This is a genomic window from Streptomyces sp. NPDC043738 (assembly GCF_056436545.1).
Genome location: NZ_JBWKCJ010000012.1, coordinates 69826 through 90135 on the forward strand (window position 1 = coordinate 69826; position 20310 = coordinate 90135).

Annotated in this window: 21 protein-coding genes; 13 read left to right on the forward strand and 8 right to left on the reverse strand. The window is 72.0% G+C overall.

Features of this window, described 5'->3' with window-relative positions; genetic code table 11:
- Positions 1-136: 136 nt before the first annotated feature.
- On the reverse strand, positions 137-679 hold the full coding sequence (locus tag AC0680_RS17795; protein ID WP_478629452.1) for a DoxX family protein: 543 nt from the start codon (positions 677-679) through the stop codon (positions 137-139).
- 492 nt (positions 680-1171) lie between these two features.
- On the reverse strand, positions 1172-1411 hold the full coding sequence (locus AC0680_RS17800; RefSeq protein WP_478629454.1) for a chaplin: 240 nt from the start codon (positions 1409-1411) through the stop codon (positions 1172-1174).
- A gap of 297 nt (positions 1412-1708) precedes the next feature.
- Between AC0680_RS17800 and AC0680_RS17805 the strand changes: the two genes are divergently transcribed.
- Entirely contained in the window at positions 1709-2386 is a 678-nt protein-coding gene (locus AC0680_RS17805; protein ID WP_478629457.1) for an AIM24 family protein, read from the forward strand.
- A gap of 36 nt (positions 2387-2422) precedes the next feature.
- Complete coding sequence (locus tag AC0680_RS17810; protein ID WP_478629460.1) at positions 2423-3154, forward strand: ribonuclease H family protein; 732 nt, start codon at positions 2423-2425, stop codon at positions 3152-3154.
- Between the two features lie 27 nt (positions 3155-3181).
- Here AC0680_RS17810 and AC0680_RS17815 read toward each other — a convergent pair whose 3' ends face one another.
- Positions 3182-4039 carry a helix-turn-helix transcriptional regulator gene (locus AC0680_RS17815; protein WP_478629462.1) on the reverse strand — a complete coding sequence of 286 codons (858 nt, stop codon included), beginning with the start codon at positions 4037-4039 and terminating at the stop codon, positions 3182-3184.
- Positions 4040-4183: 144 nt separating this feature from the next.
- On the opposite strand from AC0680_RS17815, the gene AC0680_RS17820 reads away from it, so the two are divergent.
- A complete protein-coding gene (locus AC0680_RS17820) occupies positions 4184-5395 on the forward strand; it encodes an MFS transporter (RefSeq protein WP_478629465.1) in 1212 nt (403 codons plus the stop codon).
- A gap of 51 nt (positions 5396-5446) precedes the next feature.
- Here AC0680_RS17820 and AC0680_RS17825 read toward each other — a convergent pair whose 3' ends face one another.
- Positions 5447-6022, reverse strand: a complete 576-nt coding sequence (locus tag AC0680_RS17825) for a TetR/AcrR family transcriptional regulator (protein ID WP_478629467.1) — start codon at positions 6020-6022, stop codon at positions 5447-5449.
- Between the two features lie 100 nt (positions 6023-6122).
- Here AC0680_RS17825 and AC0680_RS17830 point away from each other — a divergent pair, with 100 nt between their 5' ends.
- Together AC0680_RS17830 and AC0680_RS17835 are read left to right on the forward strand one after the other, a co-directional pair.
- Positions 6123-7193, forward strand: coding sequence for an agmatine deiminase family protein (locus tag AC0680_RS17830; RefSeq protein ID WP_478629468.1), 1071 nt, complete (start codon positions 6123-6125; stop codon positions 7191-7193).
- 201 nt (positions 7194-7394) lie between these two features.
- A complete protein-coding gene (locus AC0680_RS17835) occupies positions 7395-8789 on the forward strand; it encodes a tetratricopeptide repeat protein (RefSeq protein WP_478629470.1) in 1395 nt (464 codons plus the stop codon).
- Positions 8790-8796: 7 nt separating this feature from the next.
- On the opposite strand, the gene AC0680_RS17840 is transcribed toward AC0680_RS17835, so the two are convergent.
- The gene (locus tag AC0680_RS17840) at positions 8797-9432 is read right to left on the reverse strand and encodes a TetR/AcrR family transcriptional regulator (RefSeq protein WP_478629472.1); all 636 of its coding nucleotides are present in this window, start codon (positions 9430-9432) and stop codon (positions 8797-8799) included.
- 96 nt (positions 9433-9528) lie between these two features.
- Between AC0680_RS17840 and AC0680_RS17845 the strand changes: the two genes are divergently transcribed.
- The 4 genes from AC0680_RS17845 (at position 9529) to AC0680_RS17860 (ending at position 12852) form a co-directional block, all read left to right on the forward strand.
- Positions 9529-9933: a DUF4345 domain-containing protein gene (locus AC0680_RS17845; RefSeq protein WP_478629475.1), complete on the forward strand. Its 405-nt coding sequence runs from the start codon at positions 9529-9531 to the stop codon at positions 9931-9933.
- Between the two features lie 148 nt (positions 9934-10081).
- A complete protein-coding gene (locus AC0680_RS17850) occupies positions 10082-10708 on the forward strand; it encodes an alpha-ketoglutarate-dependent dioxygenase AlkB (RefSeq protein ID WP_478629476.1) in 627 nt (208 codons plus the stop codon).
- A gap of 173 nt (positions 10709-10881) precedes the next feature.
- A complete protein-coding gene (locus AC0680_RS17855) occupies positions 10882-11457 on the forward strand; it encodes an AMIN-like domain-containing (lipo)protein (protein ID WP_478629477.1) in 576 nt (191 codons plus the stop codon).
- 162 nt (positions 11458-11619) lie between these two features.
- Positions 11620-12852, forward strand: coding sequence for an FAD-dependent oxidoreductase (locus AC0680_RS17860; protein ID WP_478629480.1), 1233 nt, complete (start codon positions 11620-11622; stop codon positions 12850-12852).
- Positions 12853-12895: 43 nt separating this feature from the next.
- On the opposite strand, the gene AC0680_RS17865 is transcribed toward AC0680_RS17860, so the two are convergent.
- Entirely contained in the window at positions 12896-13822 is a 927-nt protein-coding gene (locus AC0680_RS17865; protein ID WP_478629481.1) for an MBL fold metallo-hydrolase, read from the reverse strand.
- A 291-nt stretch (positions 13823-14113) separates the two neighbouring features.
- On the opposite strand from AC0680_RS17865, the gene AC0680_RS17870 reads away from it, so the two are divergent.
- From AC0680_RS17870 to AC0680_RS17880, 3 genes are read left to right on the forward strand one after another with little or no spacing between them, the layout of a single operon-like run.
- Complete coding sequence (locus tag AC0680_RS17870; RefSeq protein WP_478629740.1) at positions 14114-14323, forward strand: ferredoxin; 210 nt, start codon at positions 14114-14116, stop codon at positions 14321-14323.
- On the forward strand, positions 14313-15677 hold the full coding sequence (locus AC0680_RS17875) for an NAD(P)/FAD-dependent oxidoreductase (RefSeq protein ID WP_478629482.1): 1365 nt from the start codon (positions 14313-14315) through the stop codon (positions 15675-15677). The genes AC0680_RS17870 and AC0680_RS17875 overlap by 11 nt, the downstream gene beginning before the upstream one ends.
- Before the next feature lie 46 nt (positions 15678-15723).
- The gene (locus tag AC0680_RS17880) at positions 15724-16941 is read left to right on the forward strand and encodes a cytochrome P450 (RefSeq protein ID WP_478629483.1); all 1218 of its coding nucleotides are present in this window, start codon (positions 15724-15726) and stop codon (positions 16939-16941) included.
- Between the two features lie 105 nt (positions 16942-17046).
- Here the strand turns inward: AC0680_RS17880 and AC0680_RS17885 are convergent, their stop codons facing one another.
- Together AC0680_RS17885 and AC0680_RS17890 are read right to left on the reverse strand one after the other, a co-directional pair.
- Positions 17047-17829: a CAP domain-containing protein gene (locus tag AC0680_RS17885; protein WP_478629486.1), complete on the reverse strand. Its 783-nt coding sequence runs from the start codon at positions 17827-17829 to the stop codon at positions 17047-17049.
- Positions 17830-18295: 466 nt separating this feature from the next.
- Positions 18296-19222, reverse strand: a complete 927-nt coding sequence (locus AC0680_RS17890) for a LysR family transcriptional regulator (RefSeq protein ID WP_478629488.1) — start codon at positions 19220-19222, stop codon at positions 18296-18298.
- A gap of 83 nt (positions 19223-19305) precedes the next feature.
- Between AC0680_RS17890 and AC0680_RS17895 the strand changes: the two genes are divergently transcribed.
- Positions 19306-20217 carry a PhzF family phenazine biosynthesis isomerase gene (locus tag AC0680_RS17895; RefSeq protein WP_478629489.1) on the forward strand — a complete coding sequence of 304 codons (912 nt, stop codon included), beginning with the start codon at positions 19306-19308 and terminating at the stop codon, positions 20215-20217.
- Positions 20218-20310: the final 93 nt, after the last annotated feature.

The following is a 20310-nucleotide window of genomic DNA, read 5'->3' on the forward strand; positions in this document are numbered from 1 at the left end:
ACGCATGACCGGCCGATCGGCTACCCGCACAACCCTCCGCGCGACGCAGGTCCAGTGGCCCGTGTTCGTTCAAGGACGTGTGATGCGTTGTTCTTTCCAGGGCGCCTCCGGATCACAGGTGGGGAGTTTCTCCGGATCACAGGGCCAGGGTGAGGGCGGCGCCGAGGCCGCCCAGTCCCAGGGCGACGGCGGCACAGCCCCAGCCCCCGTCCCGCCAGACGAAGGGCCTGTCGAGCGCGAGGCGGCCGGGGCCGATCGCGGCGACCGCGAGGGCGACGACGGTGATCGTCAGGGGATATTCCAGGCCGCCTGACTCGGACCAGAGGCCCTTGGGGGCGGAGAGCGTCATGGCGTTGATCATTACGCCGATCAGCGCGGCGGCCGCCAGTGGGGTGAGCAGCCCGGCCGCGAGACCGAGACCGCCGAGGAGCTCCGAGGCCCCGGCGAGGCCGGCGAAGAACTCGCCCGGCTGGTAGCCGAGGGCGGCGAATCCCTTTCCGGTCGCGGTGAGCCCGTGGCCGCCGAAGAGCCCGAAGAGTTTCTGGGCGCCGTGGCCGCCCATGATCAGCCCTACGGTCAGGCGGAGCAGCAGCAAGCCGATATCGGCCGCGAGCGGGGGAGACCGGAGTCCGTTGGGCCGGGAGTCGTTGTCCGTCCGTGGCTCGGCGAGCAGTTTCATGACGTGTCGCTTTCCGCACCGGTGCGTCCTGTGGTCGCGGTGCCGAACACCGGCGCCGCGACCACGCGACGCGCCGGTGCGCTCAGGGTGGGGAAAGTCTGATGGGTTGCGAGCCGAATCGGGGGTGAGCGGTGGCGGTGAGGGACGTGCTGAATACCTGCTGTGTCGAGATGAAGGTCCGGCCCTTTACAGTCGATCGTGCTACGCGAGGACGCGATTGCCTAGGGGGCAGCGAAGGTAAACGGGAGAAGATTTTAGGGGTAAAGCGGTGTGTGCGGTCGCGGAATTCCGCCCCAGGGGAAAGGGCCGGTCAGCGGTATTCCGGTCGGCGTTCACGGATCCAGTCGGTGCCGGGCAGTGCCGGCCGGGCGCCGATCAGTGCCACGACGCGAAGAGCGGGCCCTCGGGAAGGGAAACCGAGGGCCCGCTCGGCCGGCACTCGGCGTTCCGGGGCGGGCTGCTCGCCTCCGGACACCGCGTGACGGCGAGGCGTCAGGTGTTGACGCAGGTGTTGCCGAATGTGGGGTTCAGCAGTCCGACGATGCTGATGGTGTTGCCGCAGGCGTTGATCGGAAGATGGACGGGGATCTGGGTGGTGTTGCCGGACAGGACACCGGGTGAGTGGAGCGACGCGCCCTGTGCACCACTGTCGGCGGAGGCCAGGCCTGCCCCGCCGAGGACGACGGCGCAGGCGCCGGCGGTCAGGAGGGCACTCTTGATCCGGTGAGCCATCGATCGGTCTCCCTACTGGTGAAGGAAAGCGGCTCATGGGCGATGCGGCTTCCGTAGGAGCGCCTCGCACCACGACTGTGAGCCGCTCGGTGCGTACACCGATGTGGATTCCCCGCCGAATCCCGATCCAGAGGCACAGGTCACGAAGATCAGACTTCCAGGTGTTGTCGTGGCCCGAGTTGACGATCTGCCGTACGAATCGATCCGTGGCGGGAGAGGACAGGGCAGGACCGCATCGGTTGCCGCCGGCCGTCAAGTCCGGTTGGTGCGGCGGCGATGCGACCTACCATGACGGCCATGAACAGTGATCTCTTTTCCTCGGACAACATGGCCATACCGGCGACCGCACCCGGTATGACGCAGCAGAACGCGAAGTCGATCAAGTACGCGGTGGACGGCGAGTGCTACGCCCGGCAGGGTGCGATGGTCGCCTACCGCGGCGATCTGCAGTTCGAGAAGCAGGGGCAGGGCGTCGGCAAGTTCCTCAAGCGGGCGGTCACCGGCGAGGGGCTGGCGCTGATGGCCGTACGGGGCCGTGGCGAGGTGTGGTTCGCGCACGAGGCCGCGAACTGCTTCATCATCGATCTCGCCCCTGGTGACGGCCTGACCGTCAACGGCCGCAATGTGCTGTGCTTCGACCCGTCGCTCTCCTACGAGATCAAGGTCGTCAAGGGCGCCGGTATGGTCGGCGGCGGACTCTTCAACTCCGTTTTCAGCGGCCAGGGCAAGCTGGGTGTCGTGTGTGAGGGCAATCCCATCGTCATCCCCGTGTCGCCGCAGTCTCCGGTCTTCGTCGACACCGACGCCGTGGTCGGCTGGAGCAGCAGCCTGCAGACCACGCTGCACCGTTCGCAGAGCCTGGGTTCCATGCTCCGGGGCGGCTCCGGCGAGGCCGTTCAGCTCCGCCTCGACGGCGAGGGCTTCGTGGTCGTACGGCCCAGTGAGCTCCGTCCGGAGAAGGCCGCCGGCAACTGATCGGACGCGACTTCGCCCCGCGAGTCGCCGCCTGGCATGATCGCGCGCATGGCTGAACGCGTGATTGCCGCATGTGACGGTGCATCGAAAGGAAACCCCGGGCCCGCGGGCTGGGCCTGGGTCGTCGCCGACGCAGGGGAGACCGTCCTTCGCTGGGAGGCCGGTCCGCTGGGCACCGCGACGAACAACGTCGCGGAGCTCACCGCGCTGGAACGCCTGCTGACGGCCACCGACCCGGCCGTGGCGATCGAGATCCGGATGGACTCCCAGTACGCGATGAAGGCCGTCACGACGTGGCTCCCCGGCTGGAAGCGCAAGGGGTGGAAGACGGCCGCGGGCAAGCCGGTGGCCAACCAGGAACTCGTCGTACGCATCGACGCCCTGCTCACGGGCCGCGAGGTGGAGTTCCGCTACGTGCCCGCGCACCAAGTGGACGGCGACCGGCTCAACGACTTCGCCGACCGGGCCGCGAGCCAGGCGGCGGTCGTCCAGGAGGCCGCGGGCAGCGCGCTCGGGTCCGCGGAGCCGCCGCCCGCACCGGACACCGTTCGGCCCGGCGGCACGCGCCGTCGTACCACCGGCTCGGCGGCGAAGACGGCCGCTTCGCCGCGCCGGCGCACCTCGGGCAGCTCCACGCGGACCCTCGACGCCAAGTTCCCCGGCCGCTGCCGGTGCGGGCGGACGTACGCCGCGGGCGAGCCGATCGCCAAGAACCCGGACGGCTGGGGCCACCCGGCGTGCCGTTCCGGTGCGGGTGGCGAGGCATAGGGGGCCGGTCCGGACCGGCGGCCGGAATCATCCGTCGTCCTCGGTGAGCCTGCGCACCGCGGTCTCGGTGCCCGCGTCGTCGGGCAGGTAGCACAGGAAGTGATGCCCGGGCTCGTCGAGGTCGGCCAGCTTCACGTAGCGCAGGCTCAGCTCGCCCGCCCTGGGGTGTCGGAAGCGGCGGACCGCGGGCTGGTAGACGGCTGTCTCCCGGCGGCCGTACCAGCGGGCCGCATCCGGGTCCTGGGTGATCTCGTGGATGATCTCCGCATACCGCCGGTCCTCCGGACGACGGGCGGCGGCGGCACGGAACTGGCCCAGGAGACCGCGCGCCTCGGACTCCCAGTCGGCGAGCAGGGCGCGCGCCGGTGCCCAACGGAACACCAGCCACGGCAGATTGCGCCGCTTCGGAGGAAGGCGTGCGGGGTCGGTGAGCAGGGCCGCGTATCCGGCGTTCCAGGCGAGCAGGTCCCAGTGCGGGTCGATGACCACTGCGGGGTTCGGCGAAACCGACTCCACCAGGGACAACAGGTTCCGTGAGACATAGCCCGGCGGTGTGCCGGCCGCCGCGGCGTCCTCGACGAACGACAGGACGTGCGCGGTCTCGGCGCCGTCCAGGCACAGCGCCCGCGCCACCGCGCGCAGCACCTGCTCCGACGTACGGACGCGCCCCTGCTCCAGCCACGCGTACCAGGAGCTGCTGATACCGGCCCGCTCGGCCACCTCGTCGCGCCGCAGACCGGGGGTGCGACGGCGCGGAGCGACCGGCAGCCCCAGTTCCCTGGGCGTCAGCCGCTCCCGGCGCGAGCGCAGGAAGGCACCAAGCTCCTTGCGCGACGTACTCGCCGGGCCGGGGCCGTCGCCGGCCGGCCGTTCCCTGAAGCTCATCGGACCGACTTCCTTTCTCGTCACACATGTCGTGCCGGCTCAAAGTGTGAGTGATGGTGATCGCTTGGCGATCAAAAGTGGACGGCGGGAGTGGTGGGCTGGCGGAAACAGCCCGGGAAGAGGCCGGGCGCCGAAGGGAGTCCCGTGTTCAGCGACCGCTCCGTGTCCACCCCCACGCCCACCGGGCCCGATCGGCCCACCGAGCCGGCGCCCGCGCTGCCCGCCCGCTCGCTCCGGCTCCTGCGGGGCGCGGGCCTGATCAGCAACTTCGACCGGTTCTGTATCGCCCCGATGCTGCTGATCATCGCGGACCGACTCGGCACGGATCTGTCGAAGGTGGCGCTCGCAGCCGGCGGCTACTACCTGGCGTACGGCCTGATGCAGCCGGTCTGGGGTCTGGCCGGCGACCGGCTGGGGCGGATCCGCGTCATGCGGTTCTCCCTCGCCGCGGGGTCGCTCGCCGCGGTGCTCTCGGCGCTCGCCCCGAACGCCGAGACGCTCATCGTGTCCCGCGCCGTCTGCGGAGCCTGCTTCGCCGCCTGCATTCCCGCCTCCCTGAGCCATATCGGCGACGTCGTACCCGCCGAGCGGCGCCAGCGCCCGCTCACCGATCTGATGACCGCCTTCGCGCTGGGAACGGCGCTGGGCACGGTCGTGGCCGGAGCGCTGGCGCACTACGTCAGCTGGCGGGTGGTCTTCCTGTTGCCCGCGCTGCTCGCCGGATACCTCTCCCGCGCGCTGCGCCACCTCCCCGAACCGGCGCGCAGCCCCTCCGGGGCCGGCCTGCTGGCTCCGTTCCGCATCGTCCTGGCCACCCGGTGGATGTGGTACGTCATGGCCGTCGCCCTGCTCGAAGGCGCCGTCATGCTGGGCTTCTTGACGTATCTGGCGCCCGCGCTGGAGGCCCGGGGCGTGCCGGCCGCGGTGGCCGGGGCGGTGTCGGCGCTCTACGGCGTCGGGGCGATGGCGTGCGCGCAGCTGGTCAAGAAGCTGGTGGGCCGGTGGAGCCCCGCCAGGCTGATCGTGGCGGGCGGGGCACAGGCCGCCGTGGCCTACGCCCTCGCCGCCGTGAGCCGGTCCGTTCCGGCCCTGGGAGTCGCCGCGTTGCTCCTGGGCACCGGCTGGTCGTTCCTGCACACCACGGTCCAGTCGTGGGCGACGGCGGCGACGCCGACGGCCCGGGCCACCGGCGTGGCGATGTTCGGCGTCAGCCTCTACGGCGGCAGCGCGCTGGCCAGCAGCCTGACGGCGAGTACCGCCGCCCGGCACGAGTACGGCGCGCTCTTCGCCGTCGCCGCCGTACTGACGGTTCCGCTGACCCTCGCGGCCGCCGTGGGGCGTGCCCGATGGCGCTGACGCCGTGTCAGTCGGAGACCGAGGGCGCGCGGAACGGGACCGGGCCGCCGGTCATCCCGCCCCCAGCTCCGCCTCGACGGCGCCGCGGAGCAGCTCGTGTGCGCGCTCCAGCGAGGTGGTCCCGCTCAGCCAGCGTTCGCTGAGGCCCTCCACCAGGGCGGTGAGCCGTTCGGCCGTGGCGTACGGGTCGGTGCCGGTGCCGGCCGAACCGGCCGTCCGCACCTGGCCGATGAGCCGGGCGAGGTCCTCGACCCAGTCGCGGGTCGCATCCGCCAGCAGCGCGCGCAGGTCCGGGTCGAAGATGGCGGTGGCGCGCAACTCGCCCCAGGCCGCGCTGTTCTCCCGTACCTGGTCGATGTCCTGCAGTTCCAGCAGCAGCATGTCGGTGAGCTGGGTTCGCGGATCGTCGGAGGACTCCAGGGCGGGGTCGGTGTAGCGGACCGCGCGCCGGCTGATGAACTCCAGCGTCCGTCGCAGCAGTCCGGCGCGGTCCTTGAAGTGGTAGTAGATCAGCGCGGTCGAGACGCCGGCCTCGGCGGAGACCTCCTCGACGCGCAGCCCGCGCACACCGCGCCGCGCGATCAGCCGGGCGGCGGCTTCCAGGATCTGGGTGGGCCGGTCCGGCATCACGCACTCCCGCTGTCCAAGAGAAAGGTCACTGTGTCGGCTCTGATCATGCCCTAGAATCGTCCTGACCAAATTTTCAGTCAGGTGGTTGAGCGTGGAAATGTCCAGACGTCGCACACTGCAGGCAGCGGCCGTGGCCGCCCTCGGCGGGACCGGCTGCGCACGGCCGGCCGACCGGCGGTGGTGGCCCGAGGAGTCCCAGCCGCACGAGCTGACCTATATGGCCTGGCCCACGCGCCGGATCTGGGGATCGGCCACCGACGGCGTGCGCGAGGACATCGCGCGCATCGCGCGGACCGTCGCCGACTTCGAGCCGGTGACCCTGCTCGCCAACCGCGCGGAGGTGGGGGCGGCCCGGCGGGCCTGCGGTTCCGCGGTGGAGGTCGTCCCGACCCCGGTGGACGACCTGTGGATGCGCGACACGGGACCGACCTTCGTGCGCGCCGCCGACCGGATCGCGGGAGTCGACCTCAACTTCAACGGCTGGGGCGGCAAGCAGGAGCACGCCCGCGACGGCCGGGTCGCCCGGGCCGTCCTGGAGGGCGAGCGCGTCAGGAGGATCAAGGCGCCGATCACCGCGGAGGGCGGGGCGTTGGAGACCGACGGCGAGGGGACGCTGCTGGTGACCGAGAGTTCCCTGGTCAACGACTCCCGCAACCCCGGTATGTCGCGCAAGGCCATCGAGCGGGCGCTCAAGGACCTGTTCGGCGTCGCCACGGTGATCTGGGTGAAGGGCGTCCTGGGCGAGGACATCACGGACTACCACATCGACGCGCTGGCGCGCTTCAGCGAGCCCGGCGTCGTGGTCATGAGCACACCGGACGAGCAGGCTCCCCGCGACGTCTGGACCGCGGCCTACGACCAGGCCCGCAAGGTCCTGGACCGCGCCGTCGACGCCCGGGGGAAGCGGCTGGAGGTCGTCGAGCTGCCGGAGCCGGTCGACATCGGTCGCCGCGGGGAAGGGTTCCTGGCCTGCTACGTCAACTACTACGTGGTCAACGGCGGCGTCATCATGCCCCGTTTCGGTGACCGGAAGGCCGACCGCAGGGCCGCCTCCATCGTGCGCGACCTGTACCCGGGCCGCGAGGTCGCACAACTGCCGGTGGACCACCTCGGCGAGGGCGGAGGGGGCATCCACTGCTCGACCCAGCAGCGGCCCGAGGACGGTTGAGGACGGGGCGGGCGGAGCGCGCTCGCGGATCCGGCCCGGCGACGCCGTTCGGCCAATCGGGTGAAGGGGCCTGACGCACGTCTCCGGCGCGGGGACCATGGCGGGATGCGCGAGGGCCCCGTCCCGGACCGGTGGCCCGCGCTTCTTTCGCATCCCGAGCGGACCAGCCCGTCCGGCACCCATGCCACGCAGGAGGTATCCATGACCACGGACCGGCACGGCCACACGATGACCGACACCGGCGCCGATGCCGTCACCCCTTACGAACAGGCCCTGGACGACCTGCTGTTCTTCCGCCCCCAGGTCATGGAGACGGCCCGGTCCGTGCTCGCCGCGGCGCCGCGTTCGGCGATGGGGCAGAGCCTGATGGCGTATCTGGGCGTGCTGGGGACCGAGGAGAAGGACGCGGCCGCGGCACGCGAGGCCTTCGTCGACTTCCGCTCCGGGCTGGACACCGAACGGCTCACCTCCCGCGAGCGCATGCACCTCGCCGCCGCGACGGCATGGCTGGACGGCGATCTGCACGGCGCCGGCCGGCTCCTCGGCGACATCTCCGTCGCCTTTCCGCGCGATGCGCTGGCGCTCTTCGTGGGGCATCAGCACGACTTCCTCACCGGCGACGCCGCACGTCTGCGCGACCGCGTCGGCGGAGCACTGGACGCCTGGGACGAGGACGACCCCCACCACGGACCGCTGCTCGGCATGTACGCGTTCGGCCTGGAGGAGTCGGGCCACTACGAACGCGCCGAGGAGGTCGGCCTGGCCGCCGTCGCGCGGCATCCACGCGATGTGTGGGCGATCCACAGCGTGGTCCACAGCCATGAGATGCGCGGACGCTTCACCGACGGGATCCGATTCCTCGACGCCCGCACCGACGACTGGGCGAGCGGCACCCTGCTCACCGTCCACAACTGGTGGCACTACGCCCTCTACGCGCTGGAGGCCGGCGACGTCGACCGGGTGCTGGAGATCTACGACGCGGCGATCCACCACGACGGTTCGGCGGGCATGGCGATGGGGCTGCTGGACGCCGCGGCCCTGCTGTGGCGGCTGTACCTGGCCGAGGACGTGCACAGCGCACGGTGGGAGCGAGTCGCCGACGCCTGGGAGCGTCGCCAGGACGGCCCCTATTACGCCTTCAACGACGCCCACGCCGTCATGGCCTATGTGGGGGCGGGCCGCATCGCCCTGGCGCAGCGCCTCGTCCAGGACCGGGAGCGCTGGCTGGCGGCCGAACCCACCGGGTTCAACGGCGCCATGACCGCCCGGATCGGCCTGCCGGTCTGCCGCGCGCTGATCGCCTACGGACAGCAGGACTACTCCCGGGCCACCGATCTGCTGCTGCCCGTCCGCGACCGTCTGCACACCTTCGGCGGCAGCCACGCCCAGCGCGACGCGATCCAGCGCACCCTCGTCGAGGCGTCCCTGCGCGCCGGCCGTACCGAACTGGCCCGCACCCTGCTCAGCGAACGCATCCAACTGCGCCCGATCTGCCCGTACAACTGGGCGGCCAAGGCCCGGCTGGAGGACCAGCTGGGCGACCCGGCGCGGGCCGCCGCCGCCCGCGAACGCGCCGCCGCACAGGCGTCGGCCTGAGGGGAGGTCAGCCGCCGGCGCGGGCCTCGGCGTCGGCGTCCGGATGGACGGAGCGGAGCGGACCGAGGTCCATGACCGGTTCGAGCGCCCCCAGCAGAGCGCCGACGCACATCTCGCGCAGCTCGGTGCGGGAGAACTTCTGGTGCGCCAGCCAGTCCACGCACAGGGCGCGGACGAACACCAGCCAGCTCATCAGCGCCGCCGACACCAGGTCCCCGGGGCCGTCTTTGAGCGCGGTGGTGTCGAGCAGGCGCCGGCGCAGCACGGCCAGCTCGTCGGTGATGACGGCCTGGATGACGGGGTCGCCGGCGAGCACCCGGTTCGCCGCGAGCACGGTGTTGCGGTGCGCGACGAAGTAGTCGATGTGCGCGTCGAGTCCGGCGGCCAGCTGCTCGGTCACGGGCACGGCCGGATCGAGGTGCGTCGCGGCCAGCAGCCGGTCGGCGGCCTGCCGGTAGATCGCGGCGAACAGGTCGCGCTTGTTCGGGAAGTAGCGGTAGAGGAGCGCGCGGGAGACGCCGGCTTCTTCGGCGATGTCCTCCATGAGGACCTCGTCGTACGGCTTCGCCGCGAAGAGCCGCGCTCCGACGTCGAGCAGCTGGTTGCGGCGCTCGGCGGGATCGAGTCTGCGGCGCGTGGTCACGCGGCACAGACTACTTGCTTGACACGTGTCTACTGAGGTCCCTACCTTCGCCGTTAGTAGGCAGACGTCTACTAACGACGGAGGGGTGGTCGGATCATGGTCAGGCTTCTCAGGTGGCTTGTGCTGATCATGGGGATCGCCTGTGTGGCGATCGGTGCCCTCCACCTCGCTCTCGGCATCGGCTCGGTGCCGGGCGAGGGCTCGGCCGGTGCGACCGTCGACAGCCGGGAGCGTTTCTACGGGGCGGTCTTCCTCGGATACGGCCTCGCCTGGATCTGGGCTGCCCGGCAGTCGCCAGTCCCGTCGACGGCGGTGCGGTGGCTGGCCGGCATCCTTCTGCTCGGTGGAGCCGGCCGGCTGTTGTCCCTCGCCGTCCACGGTCGGCCGCAGTGGTTCCAGCTCGTTCTTACGGCTGTGGAACTCGTCCTGCCCTGGCTGTACTTCTGGCTGTCCACCGCCGAGGAGAAGGCGGTGGTGGGTGCGGCCCGACGGGGCCGGTGATACGCCGCGGGCGGTTGCCGCGGGCCGGAGCCGGGCCGCGGCCCTTCCGGCGCCGACGCGGCACGGCCGGGTGTCCGCGCCCGGTGGTCCGGGCCGCTACAGAACGCGGCACAGAACATTTATTCGATTATCTGGGTACGCTGGCAGCATGAGCACGCATCTTCAGGGCTCGCTCTTCGACCAGACCGACGACATCCGCCTCGGCCCGCTGCACGGGCTGCGCCGGACCGAGCTCGGCGACGGGGCCTGGATCGATCTGCTGCCCGGGTGGCTCAGCGGGGCGGACGCCCTGTTCCTGCGGCTCGCCACCGAGGTGCCCTGGCAGGCCGAGCGCCGGCAGATGTACGAACACGTGGTGGACGTACCGCGGCTGCTCGCCTTCTACCAGGCCGACGACACGCTGCCGCACCCCGTCCTGGACGAGGCGAGGGAGGTGCTCTCCGCCCACTACGCCGCCGAGCTCGGCGAACCCTTCACCACGGCCGGCCTCTGCTACTACCGAGACGGCCGCGACAGCGTGGCCTGGCACGGCGACCGGACGGGCCGCAGCAGGCATGCGGACACGATGGTCGCCATCCTGTCCGTGGGCGCGCCGCGTGACCTGCTGCTGCGTCCACGTCGCGGTGGCGGCTCGGTGCGCAAGCCGCTGGGGCACGGCGATCTCATCGTGATGGGCGGCTCCTGCCAGCGGACCTGGGAGCACGCGATACCCAAGAGCAACCGGGCGACGGGACCGCGGATCAGCGTGCAGTTCCGGCCCCACGGCGTGCGGTGACCACGGCGCCCCTTTTCGCGACAACTTCGCCCCCACGCTGGCCGAAAGCGACCCCGGAGGGAACGCGGTGGCTCCGTCGGCCGTCCTCCCGCACGCATCGTTACCGGTGTGGCGGAGGCATCGAACGCGCCGCACCGGAATTCTCCGTACCGAATCTCTCCTGGAGGTAAGTCATGCGACGGTTGGGGACCGCGGCCGCGGTGTTCGTGCTGGCGGGCGCCGGGGTTCTGGGCACCGCCGGGGCGGCCGGCGCCGTGACCGGCCCGGCCGGCACGGCCGCCCCTGCCACGACCTGCGCGACCGGCTGGGGCAGCGGCGACAAGTCGGCCACCGACGCCAACGCCGCGCCGCTGAAGAGCGTCAGGACCGGTCGGCACGCGTGCTACGACCGCATGGTCTTCGACATCGGCGGCGCGACCGGCAAGGTCGGCTACCACGTCGGCTACGTCGACGAGTTCCACCAGGACGGCTCCGGCCAGCGGATTCCGGTCGGCGGCGGCGCCATCCTGCAGGTCTATGTGTCCGCGCCGAGCTACGACCCGTCGACCGGTCGGCAGAGCTACGCCGCGGAGGCCGGCAAGCCGCTGCCGGGCGTGGACCTCACCGGCTACCGGACGTTCAAGGACACCAGGTTCGGGGCGAGCTTCGAGGGGCAGACCCAGGTCGGCCTCGGTGTGCGCGCCAAGCTGCCGTTCCGCGTCCACCAGTCCGGTCAGCAGCTGATCGTGGACGTCGCGCACACCTGGTGACGCCGCTCTCCGACGAGCCCGCCCGCCGCGGCGCCCGCCCGGGCCGCGACGAGGGATCCGCGATGCTGCCCGGGTTTGCGGGTATATCTGGCTGAGTGCCGGTGCCCCCCAGGGGCGCCGGTGCGGCGGATGCCCGGCGGTCACCGGAGAGGAGCGGTTGCGATGGAGCGGACCACCTGCTGTGTGGTGGGCGGCGGCCCCGCCGGGATGGTGCTCGGGCTGCTGCTGGCCCGGGCGGGGGTGGCGGTCACGGTCCTGGAGAAGCACGGGGACTTCCTGCGCGACTTCCGCGGCGACACCGTGCACCCCTCCACGCTGGCGCTGCTGGACGAGCTGGGGCTGAGCGAGCGGTTCGCCCGTCTGCCGCAGCGGCGGGTGAAGACGGTTCAGCTGCCGCTCGGGCGGGATCGTTCGCTGGTCACCGTCGGCGACATCGGCGCGCTGCGGGGCAGGTTCAACTACATCGCGATGGTGCCGCAGTGGGACCTGCTCGACCTCCTGGCGGACGAGGCCCGGCGCGAGCCGTCCTTCTCGGTACGGATGAGCACCGAGGCGACCGGCTTCCTGGTCGATCGCGGCCGGGTCACCGGAGTGCGCTACCGCACGTCCGACGGCCGCATCGGTGAGCTGAGGGCGACGCTCACGGTGGCCTGCGACGGGCGGGGCTCGCTGGCCCGGCTCCTGCCCGAACTCGGGCTGCGCAGCTTCGCCTGCCCGATGGACGCCTGGTGGTTCCGGCTGCCGCGGCGGGCGGGCGACCCGCACGGGCTCGTGGGAGGTGTCGGCGACCGGCTGCTCGCCGCCATGATCGACCGCGGAGACTACTGGCAGTGCGCCGCGCTGATCCCCAAGGGCACCGACGCCGAGCGCCGCGCCGCCGGCCTCGAGCCGTTCATGGCCAACTTCACGACCGCCGCCCCGTGGCTGGCGGACCGGGTCCGGGCGCTCGGGTCCTGGGACGAGGTGAAGCTGCTCGACGTACGGCTCGACCGGCTGCGGCGCTGGCACCGCCCGGGGCTGCTGTGCATCGGCGACGCCGCGCACGCGATGTCGCCGGTCTTCGGCATCGGCATCAACCTCGCCGTCGAGGACGCGGTCGCCGCCGCCCGGCACCTCGTCGGGCCGCTGCGGGCGGACCGCGTCGGTCTGCGCGACGTGCGGGCCGTGCAGCGCCGCCGGTGGCCGACCACCGCCCTGACCCAGGCCCTGCAGCGGCTCGCCCACACCCGCGTCATCGGACCGGTGCTCGCCGGGGAGGCGCCGTTCGGCGATCCCCGGCGGGCGAAGCGGATGGCCGAACTGGTCACCACCTCGCGGTGGCTGAACCGGGTACCGGCCTACTTCCTCGCCTACGGCGCCGTGCGCGAGCGCCCGCCGGCCGCCTCGGTGCGGTGAACCGCCGCTCCGGCCACCGCGACGAGGCCCCGCCTGCCGACACTCACCAGCGCACCGCGGTGAAGTCGACGGGCCGGGGCTCCAGTTCGGCGGTCCGCGCCGCCAACTGCCGCATCCTGCGGTGCATTTGGTCGGCGGGCAGCCGCTTTCGATCGCCGTGCCCGGGCAGCAGCCACTCGAAGCGCAGCCGGTCGACCGTACGGGCCAAGGACGCCGCCAGCTCCTCGATGGAGTACCAGGTGACGCTCTCCGCCACCTCGATGTCACCGGTCGACCGCGACCAGTAGAAGCTGTCGCCGCTGAAGCAGTACCGCTCGTCGACGACGTAGAGCACGCTTCCCCTGGTGTGGCCGGGGAGCGGAAGGGCGAGGACGCCGTCGGCGATCTCGGCCGGGCCGGTGCCGCGCAGTACGCGGTCGGCGTCCGGAGCCGCTTCGAGGTCGCCTTCGTGGATCCACAGCCGGGCGCCGAAGCGGTCGGCGTACCGGCGGCCGTGCGCGGCGTGGTCCCGGTGGGTGAGCAGGACGTCGGTGACGGGGCCCAGCCCCTCGTACCGCGCGGCCAGTTCCTCGCTCCAGCGCGGGGTGTCGACCATCATCAGGGTCCCGGAGGGGCGCCGCACGAGGTAGGAGTTGGCCGCGGCGGTGTGCGGCGAGTTGTGGCCGCACAGGTGCACCGCGTCGTCGGTGTCGTCGAGGGGCTGGGGGAACGGGTCCAGCGAGGTGTCCAGCCGTCGGGAAGCCCGGCGGATGGAGCGGGAGTGGCAGGCGAACGCCGCGGCGTGCAGCAGGCGTTCCTCCGCCTCGTCGCGTGGCTGACGCAGGATCCGGGACCGTCCGTCGACCTCGCCGATCAGCGTCGGCGCGAGCTGCCGGGCGACGTCGCAGTTGTTGCAGCGCTCGTCGACGTACCAGTCGGCGGCCGCGGTCGTTTCGGCTGTTAAGGGGCGGGCGGTGTGTTCAGCGTCCATGGTGCGACTCACTTCTCGGGTGCGGGGGGGGGGAGGCGTTCCGGTCTTCCGCCTTCGTGGCAAAAGGGTGCTCAGTGGGCGCGAGAAGCGGAAGGGGGGTCAGGTCTTGTTTCTTCCGGTCGGGGCGTCTCTCGGCGGCCGCCCGCAACGACACGTAAGGCGTGTTCATGACAACCCGCACCACCGTGAGTCACCACTCCGACGGCCCGGCACCGCCTGCTCCGCGCCGGCATCGGTAGTAGGACGGAGGTGGCGGGACAGGTGTGGCCGCCGGAGGAGTGGATGCTCGGGATGAACGTCGTCGTCGACCTCAATCGCTGTCAGGGGTACGCGCAGTGCGCGTTCCTCGCCCCCGAGGTGTTCACGATGCATGGCGAGGAGGCCCTGATGTACACCCCGGTCATCCCGGAAGACCAGCGCGAACGGGTGCACCGGGCCGCGGCGGCGTGCCCCGTGCAGGCCATCCTCGTCGGCGAGGAGGCGGGCCCCGGTGCCGGGTGAACTCCGCGACGGCCGGATCGTCATCGTCGGCGCGTCGCTCGCCGGGCTGCGAGCCGCCGAGACGCTGCGTGCGGAGGGCTTCGGCGGTTCGCTGACCTTGATCGGGGAGGAGTCGCAGGCCCCGTACGACAGGCCACCGTTGTCCAAGCAGGTGCTGCTCGGCAAGGTGCCGGCCGACCGCACCGGCCTGCCGCGGCGCCGGGAGATCGACGCGGAGTGGCGACTGGGCGTGCGGGCAACCGGGGTCGACCCCTACGGGAAGCGGGTGCTGCTCGCCGACGGTACCGAGGTGCCCTTCGACCGGCTGCTGATCGCCACCGGCACCCGGGCCCGCCCCTGGCCGGACCCGGCCGAAGCCGCCCTGGACGGCGTGTTCACCCTGCGCACCAGCGACGAGGCCGGCCGGCTCGCCGAGCGGCTGGACGCCGGGCCGCGCCGGGTCCTGGTCATCGGCGCCGGCTTCACCGGCTCGGAGATCGCCTCCGCCTGCCGGGAGCGCGGCCTGGAGGTGACGGTCGCCGAGCGGGGGCCGGCGCCACTGGTCGGCGCGCTCGGCGGAACGCTCGGCGCGCTGGCCGCGCGGTTGCAGCGCGCCCACGGCGTCGATCTGCGCTGCGGAGTGACGGTCACCTCCCTGGAGGGCGACGGACGGCTCACCGGCGCACGGTTCTCCGACGGCACACGGATCGAAGCCGATGTCGCCGTGGTCGCCCTGGGCGCGGTCCGCAACACAGAGTGGCTGGCCGAGTCGGGACTCGCCGCGGGCCCACGAGGGGTGACCTGCGACGCCGGCTGCCGCGCCTTCGACATGTACGGCATTGTCACCGACGACGTCTTCGCCGCCGGCGATGTGGCCAGATTCCCGCACCCGCTCTTCGAGTATCAGCTGCTGTCCCTGGAGCACTGGGGCAACGCGGTCGCGCAGGCCGAGGTCGCCGCCCACAACATGGTCAACCCCGGGCCCCGCAGACGCCCGCATCTGACCGTCCCGGCCTTCTGGTCCAGCCAGTTCGGCCTCAACATCAAGTCGGTCGGCGTACCCACCTTCTCCGACCAGGTGGTCATCGCCCAGGGGTCGCTCCAGGAGGCCCGGCTGGTCGCCGTCTACGGCTACCGGGGGCGCGTCACCGCGGCGGTGAGCGTGAACCAGGCCAAGTCCCTGGAGCACTACGAGCGCATGATCGAGACGGCGGCGCCGTTCCCGCCCGGGCCCGGAGCCCCCGACCAGGCCGGGCGGATGGCGCCGGCCCCCTCCGACGTGCCGGACCCGAAGGTGCTCTCGCACGGTCCGACCGTCGCCCTCACCGGTCACCTGCCGGACCGGCGCCTGACCCTGGTGCGCCCGGCCCGCTGAGACCCGTCACTCCCTAGCGATGCAGAGCGATGAGGAGCCCCCGCCCATGGCCGCGGACACCCTGTTCCACCGGATCACCGACTACGCCAGCCGCGCCGACCCCTATCCGCTCTACGCCGAGCTGCGCGAGGCGGGGGTGGCGCGGCAGGAGGACGGCAGCTACCTCGTCGGCACGTACCACGAGATCATGGCGCTGCTCCACGACCCGCGGATCAGTTCCGACCGCCGCAAGCGCACCGTGCCGCAGGAGGCCGGGGGCGGGAGCGGGGAGCAGCTTCCGCCGTCCTTCATCGGGCTCGACGACCCCGCCCACCACCGGCTGCGCGGACTGGCGATGCGGCCCTTCGGCCCCCCGCACACCCCGGGCCGGATCGACGCCATGCAGGGGGAGATGACCCGGATCGTCGGGGAGCTGCTCGCCGGCTTCGGGGACAAGGACCAGATCGACGTGGTGGACGACTTCGCCTACCCGCTCCCCGTCACCGTGATCTGCCGGCTGCTGGGCGTACCGACCGAGGACGAGCCGCAGTTCCGGACGTGGTCGGACGCCATCGTCGCGGGCTTCGACCCCACCCCCGGCGAGGACCCCGCGGAACGGGAACACGCCGCCCTGGAGGCCCGCAAGGCGATGGGGCTGTATCTGGGCGGGCTCGCCGAGCAGCGCCGCGATCAGCCGTCCGACGACATGCTCTCCGCGTTCGTCAACGGTGCCGGCGCATGCGCCGACCAGCAGCTCACCCCGCTGGAGATCATGACCACCTCGGTCCTGCTGCTCATCGCGGGCCACGAGACGACCGTCAACCTGATCACCAACGGCGTACTGACCCTGCTGCGCCACCCCGACCAGCTGGCGCGCCTGCGCCGCGAACCCGCGCTGATGCCGCTGGCGGTCGAGGAGCTGCTGCGCTACGAGCCACCGGTCCAGATGCTGCCGCAGCGCACCCCGCTGGCCGACATCGAGGTCTCGGGAGTCACCATCCCCAAGGGCGCTCCGCTCATCCTGGTGCTCGCCTCCGGCAACCGCGACCGGCTGCGGTTCCGCGATCCCGACCGCTTCGACCCGGCGCGCGAGGACAACCAGCACCTGGGGTTCGGCAGCGGCATCCACAGCTGCTTCGGCGCACCGCTGGCCCGTCTGGAGGCCCAGCTCGCCCTCACCGAACTCATCCGGCACCTCGACGACCCCCGGCTGGTCGAGGACCCCCCGCCGTACCGGCGCAGCCCCGTACTGCGGGGCCCGCGCCATCTGCGGATCACCCGCTAGGCGTCGGCGGCCGGACGGCGCTGAGGTCCCCGACGAAATTCCCGTAGGGGACCTCAAAGCCGTCCCGAAGTGCCGGGGATTTCCGGCCGCTTCGACGTCTCGCGGTTATCCGGCAGTTCCGAAGTCCTGCGTCCAGTAATAGCCGGGCTGAGCCAGGCCGACACCGATCTCCTTGAACGAGCAGTCCAGGATGTTGCGCTTGTGGCCGGGGCTGGACATCCAGCCCTTCATCACGCTCTCCGGTGTGGAGTATCCGTAGGCGACATTCTCGCCGTATGCGCTCCAGTTGTAGCCGGCGCGCTGGATACGGTCCTCCGGAGAAGATCCGTCGGATCCCGTGTGGGACATATTCCGGTGCGAGGCCATGTCGTTGCTGTGATCCTGCGCGGCCTTGGTCAGCTGCGCATTCACCTTCAGCGGCGAGCACCCGACCTTGCTGCGTTCGATGTTGACGAGTTCCACCACGCGGGCGGTGGCCGAGGACGCCGGGGCGGCGGTTCTCGTGGCGCTCGGCGCGGGGGCGGGGGCCTTGGCGGGTGCCTTGGTGGCGACCCTGGTGGGCGCCGCGGTGGGTGCCTTGGAGGGAGCCTTGGAGGGGGCCTTGGTGGGCGTCGCGGTCGGGGTCTTGGTGGCCTTCGCGGTCGGCTTCGCGTGCCCCTCGCCGTGCCGCGACCGGTGGTGCTGGGGCCGATCGTGCTCCCGGCCGTCAGGGGACTCGTGCTGCCAGCGCTGGTGGGACCCGTGCTGCCCGCGGTCATGGGACCGGACGCGCTCGTCCCCCTGGTCACCGAAGCACGCCATGGCGACGGAGGGCACACCCACGGCGCCGACGGCGAGAGCGGCGATGACTATCTTCCGGCGGTGCCTCGTCTTGCGGTGCTTGCTCATCCATGACCTCGCTCGGTAATCGCGGAGCGCCTTCGGTGCGGTTTGCTCCGCCTGGTCCCCGCTTCTGAGCTGCGGAGATGCCGTGGGGTCGTCATTCTTCGGACCACTGCCCGGCAAGACAAGAAAGAGAAGTACTACCTCGAATAGTAGAGCGCTTCGGCACTTGCCATGGGGGTAGTGGCATGCAGGTCCGGTTCCGTGTCTGCCGGGAATTGCTGTTGCGTCGTCAGAATGCCTTGCCGGGCGAATGGGCGGGGGATCGCTTCGAGGTGAAGTCGTATCGTCCCGTCCCGCACCAGGTATTCCACTATCAAGACGGACAAGTCCCCCATGTCGCCTGGAGATCAATTACTAAACTGGTTAGTTGATGCCGCCCCGTGATATGGCGGATATCACAGCGGGCCTCGTCCCGTATTCGGGTATTGGGGTTCTGGGCGCCCCCCGGGCGCCCGATGCCGGTGTCCGGTCAGCTCTCGTGCGACGCCGCGTCCGAGCCCCCGGCGAAGGTCCGGGTCAGCTCCTCCGCCACGATCCGGGCGCCCGGCGAGACCCAGCGCCGGCGATGCCGGACCAGCTGGACGGGTACCGGCTGGGCCTCGGGGCCGTCCACCGCGGACAGCCGGCCCTCCGCCAGATGCCGTTCGACGGTCACCCGGGGGAGCAGGGTCAGACCGAGCCCGGCCTCGACGCACGACCGGGCGGCGTCGATGCTGCCGAAGCGGGTGATCCGGGGGCGGGTGCCGGACCTGCCCAGCAATGTCCGGACGAGCCGGTCGCTGTAGGAGCAGCCCTCCTCGTGCACGAAGAAGCTCTCGCCGGCCAACTCCTCCCAGTCGGCCGACCGGCCGGCGAGCCGGTGGCCCGGCGCCGCCACGTACGCCAGCGGCTCGCCGGCGATCCGGCGGGCCAGCAGATCGCTCTCGGCGACCTCCGGTTCCAAAAGGAGGGCGAGGTCGAGCCGGCCCGTGCGCAGACCGTCCACCGCCGCGGCCGTGCCGACGGCGTGCAGATGGACATCGAGCCCGGGATGGCCGCGCCGCAACGAGGCGATCACCGCGGGCAGCCGCGAGGAGCACAGCGAATCACCCGCACCCACGGCCACCTCGCCCTCGACCGCCCCGCTCGCCGGGTCCCCCTGCCCGGCCGAGGCCGTCGCGCGGAGCCGGGCCACCGCGTCGAGCACCTGCTCGGCCGCCTCCAGCAGGCTCGCTCCGGCACGCGTCGGCACCGTCCCCGAGGGCAGCCTGTCGAACAGCGGCGTCCCCAGCTCCCGCTCCAGCGTGCGGATCTGGACGGTGACCGTGGACTGCGCGAGATGCAGCGCGCGGGCCGCGGCCGTGAAGCCGCCCGTTCTGGCGAGCGTCACGAAGGTCCGCAGGAGTCTGGTGTCCATCGGCGCACACTATCGCGATCGTCGATGGCAGCGAACGAAAACAATCGTTGGACGCGATGAGTCCACGATGCCAGGGTGAGTGCATGACCAGCACACAGCAGTCCTCCACCGGCTCGGACGAGCTTCTGACCGCCCTCGACGTCCTGCGCTACTCGGCCTTCACCGCGGACCCCGCGGGCGGGAATCCGGCCGGCGTGGTGCTCGACGCCGAAGACCTCGACGACGCGCGGATGCTCGCCGTCGCCGCCCGGGTCGGATACTCGGAGACCGCGTTCGTCACGGCGTCCGACCCCGTGGCCCGCCGCTACCGGCTGCGGTACTTCAGCCCCCGCGCCGAGGTCGCCTTCTGCGGACACGCCACGATCGCCACCGCGGTCGCCCTCGCCTCCCGGACGGGCACCGGCGAGCTGCTCTTCGACACGCCCGCGGGCGAGATCCGGGTGGGGACCACCGCCGACGGCGACGGGCCGGTCCGCGCCACGCTCACCAGCGTTCCGGCGCACTCCCGCCCGGCCGAGGACGCCGAGGTCGATCCGGTGCTGCGGGCCCTGCGCTGGAGCCGGGACGAGCTGGACCCGGCCCTCCCGCCGCACATCGCCTTCGCGGGCAACGAGCACCTCGTACTGGCGGTCGCGAGCCGGGCACGACTGGCCGCGCTCGACTACGACTTCGACGCCCTGCACGAGATCATGCGGCGGCACGGCTGGACCACCGTGCACCTCGTGCACCGCGAGGCCCCCGACCGCCTCGACTTCCACGCCCGCGACCCCTTCCCCGTCGGCGGTGTCGTGGAGGACCCGGCGACCGGCGCCGCCGCTGCGGCCTTCGGCGGCTATCTGCGCGCGCTGGGCCTGGTCACCGAGCCCCGGCGGGCCCACATCCGACAGGGCGAGGACATGGGCCGCCCCAGCGACCTCTTCGTCGACCTGCACCCGGACGACGCCCGGATTCGGGTGACGGGCCAGGCCGTTCCCCTGCCGGACCCCGGCCAGTAGGAACACGGCATGGGGGGGGGGGGGGGGGGGGGGGAGAGGACGCCCCCCCCCCCCCCCCCCCCCCCCCCCCTCGCCGGTTGGTACTTCGCTCCC

Excerpts from the sequence above, each read along its gene's own strand:
- AC0680_RS17795 (WP_478629452.1), bottom strand. The coding sequence starts at position 679 with ATGAAACTGCTCGCCGAGCCACGGACGGACAACGACTCCCGGCCCAAC.
- AC0680_RS17800 (WP_478629454.1), bottom strand. The coding sequence starts at position 1,411 with ATGGCTCACCGGATCAAGAGTGCCCTCCTGACCGCCGGCGCCTGCGCC.
- AC0680_RS17805 (WP_478629457.1), top strand. The coding sequence starts at position 1,709 with ATGAACAGTGATCTCTTTTCCTCGGACAACATGGCCATACCGGCGACC.
- AC0680_RS17810 (WP_478629460.1), top strand. The coding sequence starts at position 2,423 with ATGATCGCGCGCATGGCTGAACGCGTGATTGCCGCATGTGACGGTGCA.
- AC0680_RS17815 (WP_478629462.1), bottom strand. The coding sequence starts at position 4,039 with ATGAGCTTCAGGGAACGGCCGGCCGGCGACGGCCCCGGCCCGGCGAGT.
- AC0680_RS17825 (WP_478629467.1), bottom strand. The coding sequence starts at position 6,022 with ATGCCGGACCGGCCCACCCAGATCCTGGAAGCCGCCGCCCGGCTGATC.
- AC0680_RS17830 (WP_478629468.1), top strand. The coding sequence starts at position 6,123 with ATGTCCAGACGTCGCACACTGCAGGCAGCGGCCGTGGCCGCCCTCGGC.
- AC0680_RS17835 (WP_478629470.1), top strand. The coding sequence starts at position 7,395 with ATGACCACGGACCGGCACGGCCACACGATGACCGACACCGGCGCCGAT.
- AC0680_RS17845 (WP_478629475.1), top strand. The coding sequence starts at position 9,529 with ATGGTCAGGCTTCTCAGGTGGCTTGTGCTGATCATGGGGATCGCCTGT.
- AC0680_RS17850 (WP_478629476.1), top strand. The coding sequence starts at position 10,082 with ATGAGCACGCATCTTCAGGGCTCGCTCTTCGACCAGACCGACGACATC.
- AC0680_RS17855 (WP_478629477.1), top strand. The coding sequence starts at position 10,882 with ATGCGACGGTTGGGGACCGCGGCCGCGGTGTTCGTGCTGGCGGGCGCC.
- AC0680_RS17860 (WP_478629480.1), top strand. The coding sequence starts at position 11,620 with ATGGAGCGGACCACCTGCTGTGTGGTGGGCGGCGGCCCCGCCGGGATG.
- AC0680_RS17865 (WP_478629481.1), bottom strand. The coding sequence starts at position 13,822 with ATGGACGCTGAACACACCGCCCGCCCCTTAACAGCCGAAACGACCGCG.
- AC0680_RS17870 (WP_478629740.1), top strand. The coding sequence starts at position 14,114 with ATGAACGTCGTCGTCGACCTCAATCGCTGTCAGGGGTACGCGCAGTGC.
- AC0680_RS17880 (WP_478629483.1), top strand. The coding sequence starts at position 15,724 with ATGGCCGCGGACACCCTGTTCCACCGGATCACCGACTACGCCAGCCGC.
- AC0680_RS17885 (WP_478629486.1), bottom strand. The coding sequence starts at position 17,829 with ATGAGCAAGCACCGCAAGACGAGGCACCGCCGGAAGATAGTCATCGCC.
- AC0680_RS17890 (WP_478629488.1), bottom strand. The coding sequence starts at position 19,222 with ATGGACACCAGACTCCTGCGGACCTTCGTGACGCTCGCCAGAACGGGC.
- AC0680_RS17895 (WP_478629489.1), top strand. The coding sequence starts at position 19,306 with ATGACCAGCACACAGCAGTCCTCCACCGGCTCGGACGAGCTTCTGACC.